The following is a 12,950-nucleotide window of genomic DNA, read 5'->3' on the forward strand; positions in this document are numbered from 1 at the left end:
GGCTGGATAGGAGCTCGTCGAGGAGCGACATGCGGTGAGGGTGGTCTCCAAACGAGAAGAGGCGGCCACATAAGGACCGCCCCTTCACTCCGATTGCCGTGCAGGGGTTCGAAGCCTACCGACCCGGAGAGCCTGACTATTCGCCGAGGAAGGCCCGTCGGGTCAAGGGCGTCGCTTGGCGGGCCGAGCGCAGACGAGGGACGGGATCCCCTCGATGGCGACGGACACGCAGAAGAGGCGGCGAGGACAGGCCGAGGCCGGCGATAGGCACGCCATGGCGATGAGGCAGGCGAGGGCGAGGCGGATCAACTCGTCACCCGGCCATGAGGCGATTGAGAAGCGCCACGTTCGGCGGGTATGCCGCCACCGTCTTAAAACCTGTTTGGTTCAAGTGAATGTTGTCCGCATTGAACATGCCGGTTTTCGCGGTGTTCGAGTTGCGATCAGTCTCAACCGGATCGGCTAATTCGAAGTGTGTGCGACTGCGGATAAAGTCATTCACTGTCTGTCGTATGACATGTTGAGGCGCAGTAAAAACAGGCGATGGGATGATCGTGCATCCTAGGACCTTCTTTGTTGGGAAGAGATTATAAATGGCGGCAAGGCTAGTGATGATTTGCGCCGCTGTTTTGCCGCCGATCAAAATATCATTAGTGCCAAGCGCAACGGGGACATGAGAAACCGAAGACGCCAAGCTGATGAGATAGTCGTTATTGGCAACGACATGCGCGGCCTGCAATCCCTCCTCGGCTGCAAGAATATACCCAGCGGAAGGCCCAATCAGGCGAGCTAGAAACCCCTTGTCGCCCGGCGGGTCAATTGTGTCTACGAGGCCCCGCGTTAGACTGTCGCCCAACGGCATCCAAGACGGCTGATCGATCTGCGACGTGATGCTAATTGCCGCATAAACAAAGCTGGCGTTAGAGATAGTGCCGCCCATCACCTTATTTGCGAGACCAGAAACCGCGCCTTCCCACTTGTCCCCCAAAGCAGCATAACCGCCGTTTTCGGTGATGATGATACCAGCCGCGCATTGGAAGTTGTTGCGTTCAACAAAAATCGATCCCTTGGGGATCGTGATCGTGATGGGGTCGGAGGACAGTTCGCCGCCGTTCGCGATCGTTCCCCCGACGACCCCGCCGAACGTGCCTTGCGTGTATGTCCCAAGCGGAAACTCAATGCCGCAATCGATAGCCGCCGCGGCGCCGGATGCGATTTTAGCGAAGGTCGAGCCCATACGGGGTCCGTCAATATAGTAATTCGCATATCTCAGAACGGGGTTGATTATGTCCGTTCTCGCGTAGCGAAGGATGCGAGAGTTCTGCTGCTTGTTGACGTTATAGAAATAGTCGGGCGGAAAACTGCGCGTGGCGCCCTGTCCAGGGTAAGGCACTAATGCGCCCGATGAGCCGCCACCGGCGCCGTCGAAGGGTGTGTGAAAGCCCGTCATGGCGCTCGCCTCAGCTCAGGATGGTGACGACGGCGGCCGCGCCGCCAGACTTCACGCCGGCGATCGCGAGGCCGTCGAACTGGCCATGGATGCCAGCCGTCGCGGCGACGGGATACTCGGTGCCATCGGAGAACAGGAGCGTGACGGTGCCGGTCGCGGTCGGCGCGACGCCGACGGCCTGGCCTGGTGCGACGAGGGCGGCGCCGGCGGTGAGAGTGCGGGCGTGCGTGTAGACGACCTGGTCAGCCATGATGGTGTGCTCCGGTTGGTTGGTGCTGGGGTGGGGTGAGGAAGGGGGGGCGAGGGCTTTGGCTACGTGACCGAGGGAGCGACCGTGTGCTCCCATACGCACGGCTGTTGCCCGGTGTTGCGGATGCTCCAGTTGCGACCGCCGCCGGACCCTGAAGAATTGTAGGTTTTCGTTACAGTAATCGACTGACCAACTTGTACAGCCTCCGTGCCAAGAGGCTGTTGGTTGTCGCCGAAGTTATCGAACCAGAAAATCTCAAGAGGTCCGGGCGTTCCAGAGATCAACTTCAGCGTAAGCGTTGACGTGTAGGTTACGCTTGCACCTTGAGCGCCGAAACCGGCATCGGCCTTCTGACCAAACTCGCCGACCTGCCCTGCGGAAAACGCCATCCGGTTAGCGGCAGGCTTAGAGGCGCCATTTTCTGTGTACCAAGCGGCGTTGTTGAAATCGCTAGGCGCAACCAGGAGGTTCGTACCGCCAGCCGGGGGCACGTAGGCCGGAACAGTCGGCCCTGTGTACTTCGAGACGTAGGCGGGCGCGCCTGCCGTGGCCCGGTTGAACGCGGCCTTGAACGCCGCCCCGATGTTCGGCAGCGCACCGTTGGAGATCTGCGAGGAGTAATCGCCCGGATCATCCCAATAGCGGATGAAGGCTCCGCCATTCGCGACTATGAAGTTGCGGAGGCCGGTAAGGTACGGACCGGCAAACGCGGCGCTGTCGGCTTCTGCTTTCAGACCAAGCTCAGGGATGCCCCACAGCAGCTTGCCGGACGGAGTGTCCGTGCGAGTGACCCCACCCGCGTCGACATACGTGATCGGCGGACGCGAGGAGGCATTGTTGGCGAAGTCGGCGCACCACGCCCAGCCGCCGCGCGGATCGTCACGGTGATAGACGAAGCTCTCCGGACCGGTAGCTGGGTCGCCGTACTCCGAGTTCTGGTAAGTATCGACTGAGATAATGTCCGTGAACTGGTCGCCCGGATACCACCAGTCAGCGTGATTGACCTTGCAGCGGAACGACATGCACAGGTCAAATAGCGTGAAGCCGTTCGCCAACCCTAGCTCTGTCTCGACCTGGCGAACCAGCTTGGCCCAATGACGGCGAGCCGCAGCCGACGCCTTGGCCTTCGTCTCGTCGATCTCTCCCGTGCTGTCGTTGGTGATGCGCCACGGCTGATAGCCGGGAATATTCATCTCCTGACCAATGCGGATGATCGCACGGGCTGACGGCCACTTGCCGCCCGAGGGACGGACCGAGTTGAGCATGTTGCGGACGCCGGCCCGGATCTCGTTGTCGTGCGTGCCGCCGGTCACTTCGGCGAAGTTCGATCCGACCGGGAACAGCGGCGGGCAAAACGTGATGGTCTTAGCGTCTGACGCTTGGAGCTGATTGAATAGCTGATCGCCAGAGCCGCTCTCTAGCTCCGACCATGCGCCGCGCCCGATGTGGATTTCGCCCTCGTCGACCTGACGGCCGAACCATGTGTTGAACGCCGCCGTGCGCCCGCCGGAGTAGGCACTGAACACGCCGATGTTGAACGGGTTGGTCGCGTTGGCCGGAACCGCCGTGTAATTGGCCGGACCGCCCGGCGCCACGAACTCAGCCGCCCAACTCGTCGGTGGTGTGACCGCCGCGGGAGGCGTGTCGTTGGTGACGACAGCCGTATTGAATGCCGGCAGAGCGCCGCTGACGTACTCACGGAACTTGATGTTCGTCGGCTTGTACGATCCGGCCGTGCCGGGGAACGTGAAGCCCCAGACGTGCTCCGGACCGCCGGCCCGGTGATCGAACGCAATCTGATAGTGGCGCTTCTGCCCGGCGATCATGCCTGAAACAGCCACCGCGATCTCAGTCCCGGAGCCGTTAAAGACGGCGTTGAAAGCGCCTGGCGTGACGCACTCGACATCGAAGTCGAGGAAAAAGACCTTCGACGGCAGGATCAGCGAATAAATGCCATATGCCGGCCCGGCCGGATTGACTGACGCCGGCGCCGTCAGCGTGTCGGTGCCGCCCACGACCATCCCGCGCCCGGTGAAGAACTGCCCGGCGTCAGCCAGGTTTTGCGTCGGGACGTATTCTGCTCCGTAGGTAATCGGGCCAACAGTTGGGGCGCCACCGCTGCTGATGCTGAGCACGCCGTTGTTGTTCCAGAACTTGCCGACAACGCCGGGGTTGGTGCTTGGCAGATCTGCCAGGACCGGGACGCCGGCGAGGATGTAATCTCGGACCTGCGACAGGGAGAGGGAGACGTTGGCCCCGCCCTGGACGCCTGGGAGCTTCTCGTTGCCGGTGAGTGTTCCGGGGGCATCGAGGACTGAGATTTTACGATCGGGCACGGCTTAGCTCTCCAGCAGGAGTTTTCCGCCGCTCTCGAGCAGCAGGTAGGAGCCCGCCTCGCCGAGGAGCGCAGAAGCGCGCGACACGGACGAGAAGGGGACGGTGAGGGTGGCGGTAGCGCCGAGGCTGTCGGTCACGGTGAAGGTGACGGACGCGATTGCCACGGCTGGCGGGGTGCCTGTGGCGAGGCCTGCCGTGTTGGCAGTGAGCCAGGCCGGGAGGTTCGAGGCGGCGACGCTGTAGGGCGCCTTACCGCCGCGAATGGCCACCTGGTAGGCGAACGCCTCGCCGACGAACGCTGTCGGCGGAAGCCCGCTCAGAGCGAGAGGACCGCCGCGTGTCGACCGAGGTCCTCGGCCGATGCCTACGCGGAGGGTCATGGCTTAGAGGCCGATGCCTGGCGTGAACTCGACGAGTGAAGCGCCAGCATCAGTCACGGCGGCGACGTAGGCGGTATTGGCTGGCACGCCGAAGATCTGCGAGGAGCCGGCCTTAACCTGCATTGAGAAGGGCGCGCCGTCGGCGACCTTGGTCGCAACGACAGAGCTGTCCTTGCCGAACTCGATGCGGACGTCGGAGGCGCCGGCGCTCACGAGCACCTGGTCGCCGATCGTGGTGGGGAAGGCGACGTTGGCCGAGGTCGTGGTCGCAGAGATTTGCACCGTCGCCTTGGGGCGCGGCGTGAAGGCCTCGAGCGTCATCATGGTGTCAGTCCTTGGGCTTGGAGCCGGCGATCGTCGATCGGCGGAGGGTGAAAGCGATGCGACGGGCGAGCTCGGCGTCGGTGACGTCCGCGGTCTTGATGGCGCCGCCGTCCTTGCCGGTGATTTCGGCCTTGGTCGGTGCGGCCATGCCGAGGTGACGGAAGAGCTTCTCGACGGCGTCCATCTTCGGATGGAGCTTCATCTCCATGCCGTCCTTGGTCAGCTTCACGCCTGCATAGAGCCGACGAGCTGCAGCGCTGGCCTTGCCAGTGTCCTTGAACACGGCCCGGCCGACGCCTTCACCGAAGCACTCGGGGCAGTCTGGATGCGGAGCCTTGCGCGGGTTGAAGCCGACGCCGCCCTTCTCGTTGAAGACGGGGAGGGGATCATCCCGCCCCTTCTCGATGATGGCGTCACAGACCGCGTCGTGGTCGGCGAGCGCCTCCTCGAACTCGCGGGGCGTGCGCTGGTACCGGAAGCCGTCGCCATGACAGAACCGGCAGGATCCGACGCGGTGCTCGATCAGCTCATTTGCGTCCGTCTGAGCGATGTCGACGAGCTCGCGGAGGACCTGGTCGGCGGTGATCTGGACGCGGTCAGCTCGAGCGGCCTGCGCCACGGCGATCGCGTCCACGATTTCAGGTTTCGTCAGGTTCTCGTGGCCGATCGATCCAGCCGTGTCGGCGCTATATCCGGCGCGGCGAGCCGCGGCCGAGGCGTTCATATCGACCAGGTACTCCTGGACGAACGACGCCTGCTTATCGGTCAGCACGGATCAGCTCTTCCGACGCTCGCAGCGAACCATGAGATACCGCCGGTCCTCGCGGCGAACATCGAGGGCCTCGGCGCCGACGAGCTGCCCGGCGACCATGCACTCGGTCGGGAGCGCGACTGGACGGGTGACGACATCGAGCGCGGTCTCGCGCGTGCAGTCGGCGGGGCTGGTCGCGGAGGCGCAGACCAGGATGACGGCGATGAGTTGGATCACGAGTGCACCACGCTGTGCACGAACCAGATGATCGAGCTCACCGAGAGGAAGAGCGCGGCGACGCGCCAGGGCTCGATGATCGGGGGCGGCGTTGGGTCGGCGGTACCGGCGAAGCCTTCGTGGAACTGGCTGAACATCAGGCCTCCGGCATCCCAGGGATCGACACGCAGCGGAACGAGACCGTCCAGCCTTTCGGGACCGTGAGGCGCTCGAACACGCGGACTTGGCTTTCGCAGACGAATTGCTGCGGACCCTTGGTCAGGATCCGGTCATGGCACTTGCCCGCGCGGCAGGCGTGGAGCTCGACGCCGAACGCCGGCGGTGCAGCGCGTGCGAGCTCGGTCCCCCAAGCTGCGAGGAAGCCGCACCAGACGACCAGGCAGACCAGGCGGAACGCGAGCTGACGCATCAGTGCACGGTGAGCGCGATCGGGTAGCCCCAGGCGCGCTCTTCCAGCTCTCGCCGGTACCGGTCCGACAGGAACGGGTTGGTCAGGAGGCTCGCTGCCATGGGGTCGCGAGGGCGGCAGGACAGCGCTGCGACGGCGACGCCGGCGAGCACCAGGAGGGCGCAGAGGCGGGGCATCAGCGGAACGCCCACGCGACGACGACCAGGAGCGCGACGAAGGCGAAGACGCCTCCGAGGTTGATGTCGACGCCGACGACCCGGCCGCGATCCTCGTCGCGGTGGATGGTGATGAGCTCCTGCATGTCAGCGCCTCCGGAACGGGATGACGTTGCCGGCGGCCACGACCGGAGCCGGTACCGGGAGCGGACCGCCATCGGAGCCGGCGACGTTCACGGCCGAGCTCTCGAGCTTGAGGACCATCTCGACGACGACGGCCCACTCGGTGAGGGTCGGCCGGCAGTCACCTTTGAAGGTCCGCGCATCGACGCCGTTCACGTACCGCTGCAGCGCCTCGATGGGCGTGAGGGGCCGCGAGATGTTCGGGGCGGCGGAGAGGCCAACGGCTCGCGTATGGGTCGGGCATCCGAGGAACTCGCACTCGGCCGAGAGCTCGAACCCGCACGTTGGGCACGTCGTCTCGGCGCTCATCAGCGGTGGCCCTTGAGGCCGAGCACGCGACGGGTCGCGCTCTCGGTCGAGAGGCGGCGCAGCTTCGCGAACTTCGGCGCCGGCCTGCCCTGATAGAGGGCGACCAGGACCTCCCTTTGCCGGGATGCGAGCAAGGCGTTGCGATCCTCCTGCAGGCGCAGGGCGGCGGAGAAGGCGTTCATGCTGAGGCTTTCGCTTGGGCCAAAAAAAACCCCGCCGGAGCGGGGCGGGGTGGGACCGTGGGTTGGCCGGCGGCTCGGCGTCGGAGCCAATCGCCGTAGGCCGAAGCCGCGGGGCAGAACTGAATGTCGCGAAGGGCTCGAGCTGCGTCGGCCGCGGTGTGCTCGCGGCCGGACATCAGATGATCGCGGCGTGGGTGCCTGGCTGCAGGACGTGCTGTTCCGTCCCGGTCCAGGTGAAGAGGTATTCGACGAGCCCGCGATACTTGGGATTATCGAGGACGTACCCAACGCCGTCATGGCGCCAGGCCTTGCCGGTCGGGGACCGGATCCCGTCGGCGTTGAGGCCGGCGGCGATGTCTCGGAGCGTGCGCTTCGGCCGGGCGGCCGGTCCGCGTTCCTTGAAGATCCGGCGGACGATCGCCGCTTCCTCCGGGATGATCCGGAGGCCGCCCTCGAGGTCGGTCTCGTATCCGAACGGAGCGCGTCCGCCGGCGAAGCCACCGCGGCCGGCCTTGGAGAGCTTGCCGCCGGCGGTCCGGTCTCGGATCGTGAACCGCTCGCTTTCCGCCATGCCGGCGAGGATCGCGAAGACCGTCCGACCCATGGGAGTAGCGGTATCGATCGGTTCGGTGACGCTGCGGATCCCGATGTCGTGTTGCTCGGCGAGGTCGGCGACCGTGGTCACGGCGTACCGGATTTCGCGGGCGAGGCGGTCGAACTTGTAGACGAGCAGGATGGAGAAGGCCTTGAGCTCGGCGAGCTCGAGGACCTTGGCGAAGCCTGGTCGTTCCGCTGGTCGGGTGGCGCCGGAGACGCCGCCGTCGGTGATGATCTCGACCAGGTCGTAAGACTGGCTTTCGGCGAAGGCGCGGAGGGCGCGCTCCTGCGTTTCGAGGCCGAAACCGTTGCTGGCTTGCTCGTCGGTGGAGACCCGGAGGTAGGCCACCGCCTTAGTGGAGAGGACCGCCTTCACGGCCTCTTGGGATTTTATTCGACCCCTGATGCGGGAGGTACGTTTAGAGCCTGAAATCACCGATAAGCCCCTGTAGTTATTGAGCTTTTCAGAGTGATTCCGCGGGCCTGGTGGAATAGTCTTGGTAATTCCGACAAGGCGACGTTTTGGAGGGTTTCAGACCCTATGCGGCGTTGGCCGTACGGCGCTGGTCGCGGACCCGATCGCGGATGCGGACATCGAAGCGGGTCTCCCCGAACTGCCGGCGGCCGGTGCCGAGCGAGAGGCGGGGCGGCGTGCCGAGCTCGCGCACGATCGACATGGACAGGTTGATGATGCGCCTGCAGTGCAGGTCCTTCGCCTCGAGGTACGAGGCGGTATCGGTGAAGGGCGCGCGGCTGAACGCCCGCGCCTCATCCTCGATCGCGTGGGCGATCTCGTGAGCGGTCATGTGCAGCCGGCGATGTGAGAGGATCTAGAAACGACAACGCCCGCAGGCCTTGCGGCTGCGGGCGCGTCTCTCGGACGTTGGTGTTGTGACGGGGAACGCCCGTCGGGTCAAGAACCAGACCACTTTTTGAGGAATTCGCCAGCAATAAGCCAGCCTATCAACGTCTTCCCCGCTGGCCAGAGTGATCTGACAGTGTCAGTCCAGTAATAAGCGTGCGCCCTGAATGATCCATATTTTATTAAATTTCGCGCGAAGGCTTCATTCCTGTCATCGATAATTCTGTCCGCTAACTTAGGTTTTGAAACCAATCTGGTAAGCATCTCAGCGACCAAATGCGGCCTTCCAGTTGACAGCAACTGAATTGCGCCAGCCTCCCTGTCTTTCTGCTCGGCAGCGATTTGATCGGCTTTTGCCATGAGATCAACATAGGTCGCTTCCATCTCGGCTACTTTATTTGCCAACTCTGGCAAAGGATTAGCATTGTAACGCGCCTGAAGTTCGTTCCTTGTCTCTGTGAGATGCGCTCTTTCTTCCATCAATAGATTAAGCTTAACCCTCGACTCTACTACTAATCTCGCCAGCTCTTCGGAGGAAGCCTTCAGGTTACTCATGCCAGTACTCCCCAGCTAATCCCCTCACGAAGGCTATCGGTTGCCAACATGGATGATTGCAAGGCGCGCTGCCCCAAGCCTGTGACGGTGAAATAGACCTTACGCCTACCTCCCCGCTCAGGACTTGGTTCTCCCTCGCGAGGCTCGACGAAGCCTTTGTCTTCGAGCCTATCGATGGAAGAATAAATTGAACCGAATGAGACAGACTTTCCCGTTCGGTTCAAAATCTCATCTTGCACCGAAACGCCGTAGCCGCTTGGATGCAGACGAGTGAGAGCGAGCATTATCCGCTGCTCGAGCACGCTGAGTTCGTCTGGGTCTTTCGCCATGCGTTACCTCATATCTTCAACAAACACGAACATATGAGATTGGTTGCAGGGCTACAAGGCCTCGCACCCGTATTCGGTGCGTCAGACTTCCTCGCCCTGGACCCGTCCCCAACGGTGCCCCTTGCCGGCCGGGACGAGGCGTCCCTTCTCGTCGGTCTCTTCGCCGGTGGCCTCGCCGAGCTCGGTGCGGATCAGGGTGTTGCCCTCCTGGTCCCGCACGACGGCGCCGGTGGCCGCGAAGGTGTCGTCGAGGGCCTCGAGGAGGTAGCGAAACCGAATGGCTGTCTCCGTCACCTTGCGATCGCTGGCCAGCATGTCCTTGCTGCGCACGTAGTCCTTGATCGTGCCGCCGCGGGTGAGCAGCTCGCGGAGGAAGTGAGCCGGGACGCCGCCGATGGCGCGCTCGATCTTGACCATGAGCTCCTGCACTTCGCGGGCGCTATCGATCGCGCGGACCGCGGCCAGGTCCTTGAGCTCGGTGCGCTTGGACCGGTCGACGATGGTCTCGTCGATGGCGGCACGATCGCGCGTGTTCCTGGCGCCGGCGGCTCGCTCGAACGTCGCCTGCACCTGGCGGCCGACCTCGTACTGGCTGACCGTGATGTTGCCGTGCGAGCGCTCATACTCGAGCAGGTCGACGCGCCGGTTCACCGTCGCCTGGATGCGCTTGCCGGGCTCGTAGGGATCCGCCACCGCCACGGTGGCCTTGTCGTTGCGGACCACAACGACCTGCGATTTCGGCTGACCGACGGGCGATCCCATGCCGAACGACTGCGGGCCGCGGGCGAGACCGGCGCCGGGCTGATAGGCGTTCGTCAGCGAATACCGATCGCCGCGCGTGTCGCGCTGGCGGGATGGGCTGGCCTTGCGCTTCCGTTGCGCGGAGATGCTCGGGAGGTTCGCAGAAACGACCGACTGCTTTGCCGACGCGCTCACTAGGGTAGCCCTCATGCGTGGGTCGGTCTCGATGTCCGCCCTGAAGCTTAGGCGTCCGGCGCGCCTGGGACGGAAGTCAATCGAATAATGTGCAAACCCTATACCTGCGCGACTATCTGCGACTGGTTAGCCCAATGGAGATGAGCTGCAGCGCCATTTCAACACCGCGCATAGCCTTCTCTCTGTGCCATCCGTGGGCACTGCAGGCTTGCCTGAAACTCGGCTCCCGGCCGGCTTGAGCATTGAGGTAAGCCTTGAGCTGCGCTTTCATCGTCCAGTCGGCCACGTAGGTTTCAGGCCAGCGCTGAACGCGAACGTCGCCGGGTTTCGGACCCGCCTGGTTGTCGGCTTCGGCGTGGCCCATCCAGGCCGCCAGAAGCCACAGGCGGACCCGGTCGGGAGGGTAGTTCTCTGGTGGGTCCGGCCCCTCGAGGCGAACGTGCATCACACCGTTAGGCGACGGCCGCCGCGACCTGGTCGCGGTGCTCCCTGCAGGCGAACACTGCAAGCTCGGGCTTGCCGAGGAAATCGCGGAAACCGAACGGGGCAGAAGCAGCGCAGATGGCGCAGCGGCGCGGGCGGAACTTCGGCGGCGGCGGGGGCGCATGAGTGACCATTCCGGTGAGCTTAGGCCGGGCCGCCATCAGCGCCGTCCTCCGGCAAAGAGGAGGGCTATGAACGCGCCGAAGCAGGCGCCGAACGAGAGGCAGACGGTGGCAAGCGTCACCATTTGTAGCGTGCTCATGCGTGGCGGTCCTTCCTTTCGTCGAGACGGGCCATGAGGCCCGGGGAGACCTGCAGGTCGCGGAGCGGCGCCACCAGGTCGGCCGGGCGAGGTGGAGCGAGGTCCGGCACAACCAGCCCCGGATGGTCTTGCGTGGGCATCCTGCGCAGCCGGTAGGCCTCCGCTCTGGCTGCGACCCTCGCGAGCTCCTCCTCGGTCGGTGGGGCGTCGACCTCGACGTCGAGGATCCGGCGAGCACGCACCATCCTCGCGCGCACCGGGATCAGACCTTCGCGGACCTCTTCCGCGAAGCTGTCCGGAGACGGGCGCCATCCGCGCTCGATCTTGGTCAGAGGCTTACCCTGCCGGATGCGCTTGCAGGCCGCGCGGATTGCCGCGAGGGGCTGATCCTCGACCGCCTCGAGGAACTGCTCGTTCAACAGTCCCGCGTTGAGCTCGGAGCCTTTGCTCTTCTCGTAGCCGAGGAGGAGGGTCGCGACTTCATACTCGCGCTCGGTCGGGTCGCCGATGTCGGCGAGGTCCCGCTCAAGCCGGTCGACGACGGCGCAGAGCTGCCTGCGCTCGAGCGTCGTCGGTGCGAGATGCGAAGGTACGCTGTAGCGGTTCCAGGCTCCGTCGATCGGCGAGAGCTTGGCGTGCAAGGTCTCCACCAACGCCGCCGCCGCCTCGGGCGTCATCCGGTTCGCCGGCAAGGTCGCCGTCGATGATGAGGAAGTCGCGGGTGTCGTCTTGGTCGGCTGCACGGGCGGCCTCCTCGGCTCTCTCGGCTCTCAGGCGATGCAGGGTTGCCAGGCGGGCGGCCTGGCCGGTGGGGGCGGGCTGGTAGGAAGCGCCGTCGGATCGGACGAGGCGCGGGGCGACCGGGGCAGGGCGATCCTCGAACCGGCGATCGGCAAGGAAGCGGTCAGGCCCTATCCAGTTTCGATCGGGTGGCTTGCTGGCGACGTACCGGGCGATCCCAGCGAGGATGTCCTCGAACGGCGTGTCGCCTTCGCGGTGCAGCCGGTCCAACTCGGCGAAGACCACCGGGCCCTTGACCCAATGCGGGTAGGCCGATCGGAACTGCTCCCGAAAATCGACAGGCCACGCGCAGGTCTCTTCGGAGGATTGACGGTTCCTCTGGTGGTTCTCTGACGGTTCAAACGAAGTGAGCCCGGCACGTCGTGCCGCTTGGCTGTCGTGAGGTGCCGCTTGGTCGGAACGACGTGCCGGTTGATCGGAACGTGGTGCCGGTTGGTCATGCGGCACGTCGTGCCGGTTGCTACCTTTCCCCATCAACAGGGTGAGGATGTCACTCTGCCGTGAACCATCCCGCCGCCGGCGCTCCTCGCGAACGAGGATGCCGAGTTCCTCCAGCCCGGCGACAGCATTGCGAACCGCGCGGAGTGAAAACTCTGTGTCAGCCGCGATCTGCTCCTGAGACGGCCAAGCGACGCCATGGGCGTCGGCATAGTCCGCGATCGCGACTAGGACCGCCTTCAGGGTCGGGGAGCCAGTACGGACCGTCTTGGCCCAGGCGTGCGCTTGGACACTCATTGCAAGCGTCCTTCGACGGGACGCCAGTCGGTCTGATCGACCGCGCCCTTGCCCAAGTTGCAGTCGGCGCAAAGCACCTGAAGGTTGCTGAGGTCGAGCGCCAGGTTCGGGAATCGCGACCGCGACTTGATGTGGTCGACGTGCAGCGGGCGCCCGGGGGATGGGCCGGTGCCGCAGCATTCGCAGGCGCCGCTGCTACGGCGGAGAGCTTGATACCGAAGCGTCCGCCACGCGTCTGACCTGTAGAAGCTGCCCGGCGCTTCCCGGGGAGGGGCGGCTGGTGCGTGCGCCGGGGCGGCATACATGCGCTCGCGGTGTGGCGCCTTGCGTGCGCCGCGTTTACCGCAACAGGCGACACCGACTGGCACACGGCACTTCGGGCATGAGACAAGCAGGGAGAGTAGGCGATGAGATTTTCCCATC

Annotated in this window: 21 protein-coding genes and 1 pseudogene; all 22 read right to left on the minus strand. The window is 64.5% G+C overall.

What is annotated here, in order from left to right:
- Nucleotides 1-313 precede the first annotated feature (313 nt).
- A complete protein-coding gene (locus ACFE7U_RS04410) occupies nt 314-1,450 on the minus strand; it encodes a hypothetical protein (RefSeq protein WP_375408521.1) in 1,137 nt (378 codons plus the stop codon).
- Nucleotides 1,451-1,460: 10 nt separating this feature from the next.
- A complete protein-coding gene (locus tag ACFE7U_RS04415) occupies nt 1,461-1,700 on the minus strand; it encodes a hypothetical protein (RefSeq protein WP_375408522.1) in 240 nt (79 codons plus the stop codon).
- A 62-nt stretch (nt 1,701-1,762) separates the two neighbouring features.
- A complete protein-coding gene (locus ACFE7U_RS04420) occupies nt 1,763-4,036 on the minus strand; it encodes a hypothetical protein (RefSeq protein ID WP_375408523.1) in 2,274 nt (757 codons plus the stop codon).
- A 3-nt stretch (nt 4,037-4,039) separates the two neighbouring features.
- Nucleotides 4,040-4,417, minus strand: coding sequence for an Ig domain-containing protein (locus ACFE7U_RS04425; RefSeq protein WP_375408524.1), 378 nt, complete (start codon nt 4,415-4,417; stop codon nt 4,040-4,042).
- A 3-nt stretch (nt 4,418-4,420) separates the two neighbouring features.
- Nucleotides 4,421-4,738 (minus strand): hypothetical protein, encoded by a 318-nt coding sequence (locus ACFE7U_RS04430; RefSeq protein ID WP_375408525.1) that lies wholly within the window; start codon nt 4,736-4,738, stop codon nt 4,421-4,423.
- A gap of 7 nt (nt 4,739-4,745) precedes the next feature.
- Nucleotides 4,746-5,513 (minus strand): terminase small subunit, encoded by a 768-nt coding sequence (locus ACFE7U_RS04435; RefSeq protein ID WP_375408526.1) that lies wholly within the window; start codon nt 5,511-5,513, stop codon nt 4,746-4,748.
- Between the two features lie 3 nt (nt 5,514-5,516).
- Nucleotides 5,517-5,729 carry a hypothetical protein gene (locus ACFE7U_RS04440; protein WP_375408527.1) on the minus strand — a complete coding sequence of 71 codons (213 nt, stop codon included), beginning with the start codon at nt 5,727-5,729 and terminating at the stop codon, nt 5,517-5,519.
- The gene (locus tag ACFE7U_RS04445; RefSeq protein WP_375408528.1) at nt 5,726-5,866 is read right to left on the minus strand and encodes a hypothetical protein; all 141 of its coding nucleotides are present in this window, start codon (nt 5,864-5,866) and stop codon (nt 5,726-5,728) included. The genes ACFE7U_RS04440 and ACFE7U_RS04445 overlap by 4 nt, the downstream gene beginning before the upstream one ends.
- Nucleotides 5,866-6,138, minus strand: a complete 273-nt coding sequence (locus ACFE7U_RS04450) for a hypothetical protein (RefSeq protein ID WP_375408529.1) — start codon at nt 6,136-6,138, stop codon at nt 5,866-5,868. The genes ACFE7U_RS04445 and ACFE7U_RS04450 overlap by 1 nt, the downstream gene beginning before the upstream one ends.
- Entirely contained in the window at nt 6,138-6,314 is a 177-nt protein-coding gene (locus tag ACFE7U_RS04455; protein WP_375408530.1) for a hypothetical protein, read from the minus strand. Before ACFE7U_RS04455 ends, ACFE7U_RS04450 begins: the two co-directional genes overlap by 1 nt.
- Entirely contained in the window at nt 6,314-6,439 is a 126-nt protein-coding gene (locus ACFE7U_RS04460; protein ID WP_375408531.1) for a hypothetical protein, read from the minus strand. The genes ACFE7U_RS04455 and ACFE7U_RS04460 overlap by 1 nt, the downstream gene beginning before the upstream one ends.
- Before the next feature lies 1 nt (nt 6,440).
- Entirely contained in the window at nt 6,441-6,785 is a 345-nt protein-coding gene (locus ACFE7U_RS04465) for a hypothetical protein (RefSeq protein WP_375408532.1), read from the minus strand.
- Nucleotides 6,785-6,967 carry a hypothetical protein gene (locus ACFE7U_RS04470; RefSeq protein ID WP_375408533.1) on the minus strand — a complete coding sequence of 61 codons (183 nt, stop codon included), beginning with the start codon at nt 6,965-6,967 and terminating at the stop codon, nt 6,785-6,787. The genes ACFE7U_RS04465 and ACFE7U_RS04470 overlap by 1 nt, the downstream gene beginning before the upstream one ends.
- Nucleotides 6,968-7,142: 175 nt before the next feature.
- Nucleotides 7,143-7,940 (minus strand): recombinase family protein, encoded by a 798-nt coding sequence (locus ACFE7U_RS04475; protein ID WP_375408534.1) that lies wholly within the window; start codon nt 7,938-7,940, stop codon nt 7,143-7,145.
- A 163-nt stretch (nt 7,941-8,103) separates the two neighbouring features.
- Nucleotides 8,104-8,370 carry a hypothetical protein gene (locus ACFE7U_RS04480; RefSeq protein ID WP_375408535.1) on the minus strand — a complete coding sequence of 89 codons (267 nt, stop codon included), beginning with the start codon at nt 8,368-8,370 and terminating at the stop codon, nt 8,104-8,106.
- A gap of 107 nt (nt 8,371-8,477) precedes the next feature.
- Nucleotides 8,478-8,981 carry a hypothetical protein gene (locus tag ACFE7U_RS04485; RefSeq protein ID WP_375408536.1) on the minus strand — a complete coding sequence of 168 codons (504 nt, stop codon included), beginning with the start codon at nt 8,979-8,981 and terminating at the stop codon, nt 8,478-8,480.
- The gene (locus ACFE7U_RS04490) at nt 8,978-9,310 is read right to left on the minus strand and encodes a PadR family transcriptional regulator (protein ID WP_375408537.1); all 333 of its coding nucleotides are present in this window, start codon (nt 9,308-9,310) and stop codon (nt 8,978-8,980) included. Before ACFE7U_RS04490 ends, ACFE7U_RS04485 begins: the two co-directional genes overlap by 4 nt.
- 81 nt (nt 9,311-9,391) lie before the next feature.
- Nucleotides 9,392-10,072 carry a hypothetical protein gene (locus ACFE7U_RS04495; protein WP_375408538.1) on the minus strand — a complete coding sequence of 227 codons (681 nt, stop codon included), beginning with the start codon at nt 10,070-10,072 and terminating at the stop codon, nt 9,392-9,394.
- A 626-nt stretch (nt 10,073-10,698) separates the two neighbouring features.
- Nucleotides 10,699-10,890 (minus strand): hypothetical protein, encoded by a 192-nt coding sequence (locus ACFE7U_RS04500; RefSeq protein WP_375408539.1) that lies wholly within the window; start codon nt 10,888-10,890, stop codon nt 10,699-10,701.
- Between the two features lie 97 nt (nt 10,891-10,987).
- Nucleotides 10,988-11,734: a hypothetical protein gene (locus tag ACFE7U_RS04505; RefSeq protein ID WP_375408562.1), complete on the minus strand. Its 747-nt coding sequence runs from the start codon at nt 11,732-11,734 to the stop codon at nt 10,988-10,990.
- A gap of 604 nt (nt 11,735-12,338) precedes the next feature.
- Nucleotides 12,339-12,527: pseudogene (locus ACFE7U_RS04510) on the minus strand (helix-turn-helix domain-containing protein); the annotation flags it as partial.
- Nucleotides 12,524-12,949 carry an HNH endonuclease gene (locus ACFE7U_RS04515; RefSeq protein WP_375408540.1) on the minus strand — a complete coding sequence of 142 codons (426 nt, stop codon included), beginning with the start codon at nt 12,947-12,949 and terminating at the stop codon, nt 12,524-12,526. The gene ACFE7U_RS04515 and the pseudogene ACFE7U_RS04510, both read right to left, overlap by 4 nt.
- Between the last annotated feature and the right edge of the window lies 1 nt (nt 12,950).

It is taken from the genome of uncultured Methylobacterium sp. (genome assembly GCF_964251405.1).
GTDB lineage: Bacteria > Pseudomonadota > Alphaproteobacteria > Rhizobiales > Beijerinckiaceae > Methylobacterium.

Coding starts and splice junctions, on each gene's coding strand:
- ACFE7U_RS04490 (WP_375408537.1), bottom strand. CDS start 9,310: ATGGCGAAAGACCCAGACGAACTCAGCGTGCTCGAGCAGCGGATAATG.
- ACFE7U_RS04495 (WP_375408538.1), bottom strand. CDS start 10,072: ATGGGATCGCCCGTCGGTCAGCCGAAATCGCAGGTCGTTGTGGTCCGC.
- ACFE7U_RS04470 (WP_375408533.1), bottom strand. CDS start 6,967: ATGAACGCCTTCTCCGCCGCCCTGCGCCTGCAGGAGGATCGCAACGCC.
- ACFE7U_RS04450 (WP_375408529.1), bottom strand. CDS start 6,138: ATGCGTCAGCTCGCGTTCCGCCTGGTCTGCCTGGTCGTCTGGTGCGGC.
- ACFE7U_RS04500 (WP_375408539.1), bottom strand. CDS start 10,890: ATGGCGGCCCGGCCTAAGCTCACCGGAATGGTCACTCATGCGCCCCCG.
- ACFE7U_RS04485 (WP_375408536.1), bottom strand. CDS start 8,981: ATGAGTAACCTGAAGGCTTCCTCCGAAGAGCTGGCGAGATTAGTAGTA.
- ACFE7U_RS04515 (WP_375408540.1), bottom strand. CDS start 12,949: ATGGGAAAATCTCATCGCCTACTCTCCCTGCTTGTCTCATGCCCGAAG.
- ACFE7U_RS04465 (WP_375408532.1), bottom strand. CDS start 6,785: ATGAGCGCCGAGACGACGTGCCCAACGTGCGGGTTCGAGCTCTCGGCC.
- ACFE7U_RS04415 (WP_375408522.1), bottom strand. CDS start 1,700: ATGGCTGACCAGGTCGTCTACACGCACGCCCGCACTCTCACCGCCGGC.
- ACFE7U_RS04445 (WP_375408528.1), bottom strand. CDS start 5,866: ATGTTCAGCCAGTTCCACGAAGGCTTCGCCGGTACCGCCGACCCAACG.
- ACFE7U_RS04410 (WP_375408521.1), bottom strand. CDS start 1,450: ATGACGGGCTTTCACACACCCTTCGACGGCGCCGGTGGCGGCTCATCG.
- ACFE7U_RS04425 (WP_375408524.1), bottom strand. CDS start 4,417: ATGACCCTCCGCGTAGGCATCGGCCGAGGACCTCGGTCGACACGCGGC.
- ACFE7U_RS04460 (WP_375408531.1), bottom strand. CDS start 6,439: ATGCAGGAGCTCATCACCATCCACCGCGACGAGGATCGCGGCCGGGTC.
- ACFE7U_RS04480 (WP_375408535.1), bottom strand. CDS start 8,370: ATGACCGCTCACGAGATCGCCCACGCGATCGAGGATGAGGCGCGGGCG.
- ACFE7U_RS04455 (WP_375408530.1), bottom strand. CDS start 6,314: ATGCCCCGCCTCTGCGCCCTCCTGGTGCTCGCCGGCGTCGCCGTCGCA.
- ACFE7U_RS04430 (WP_375408525.1), bottom strand. CDS start 4,738: ATGACGCTCGAGGCCTTCACGCCGCGCCCCAAGGCGACGGTGCAAATC.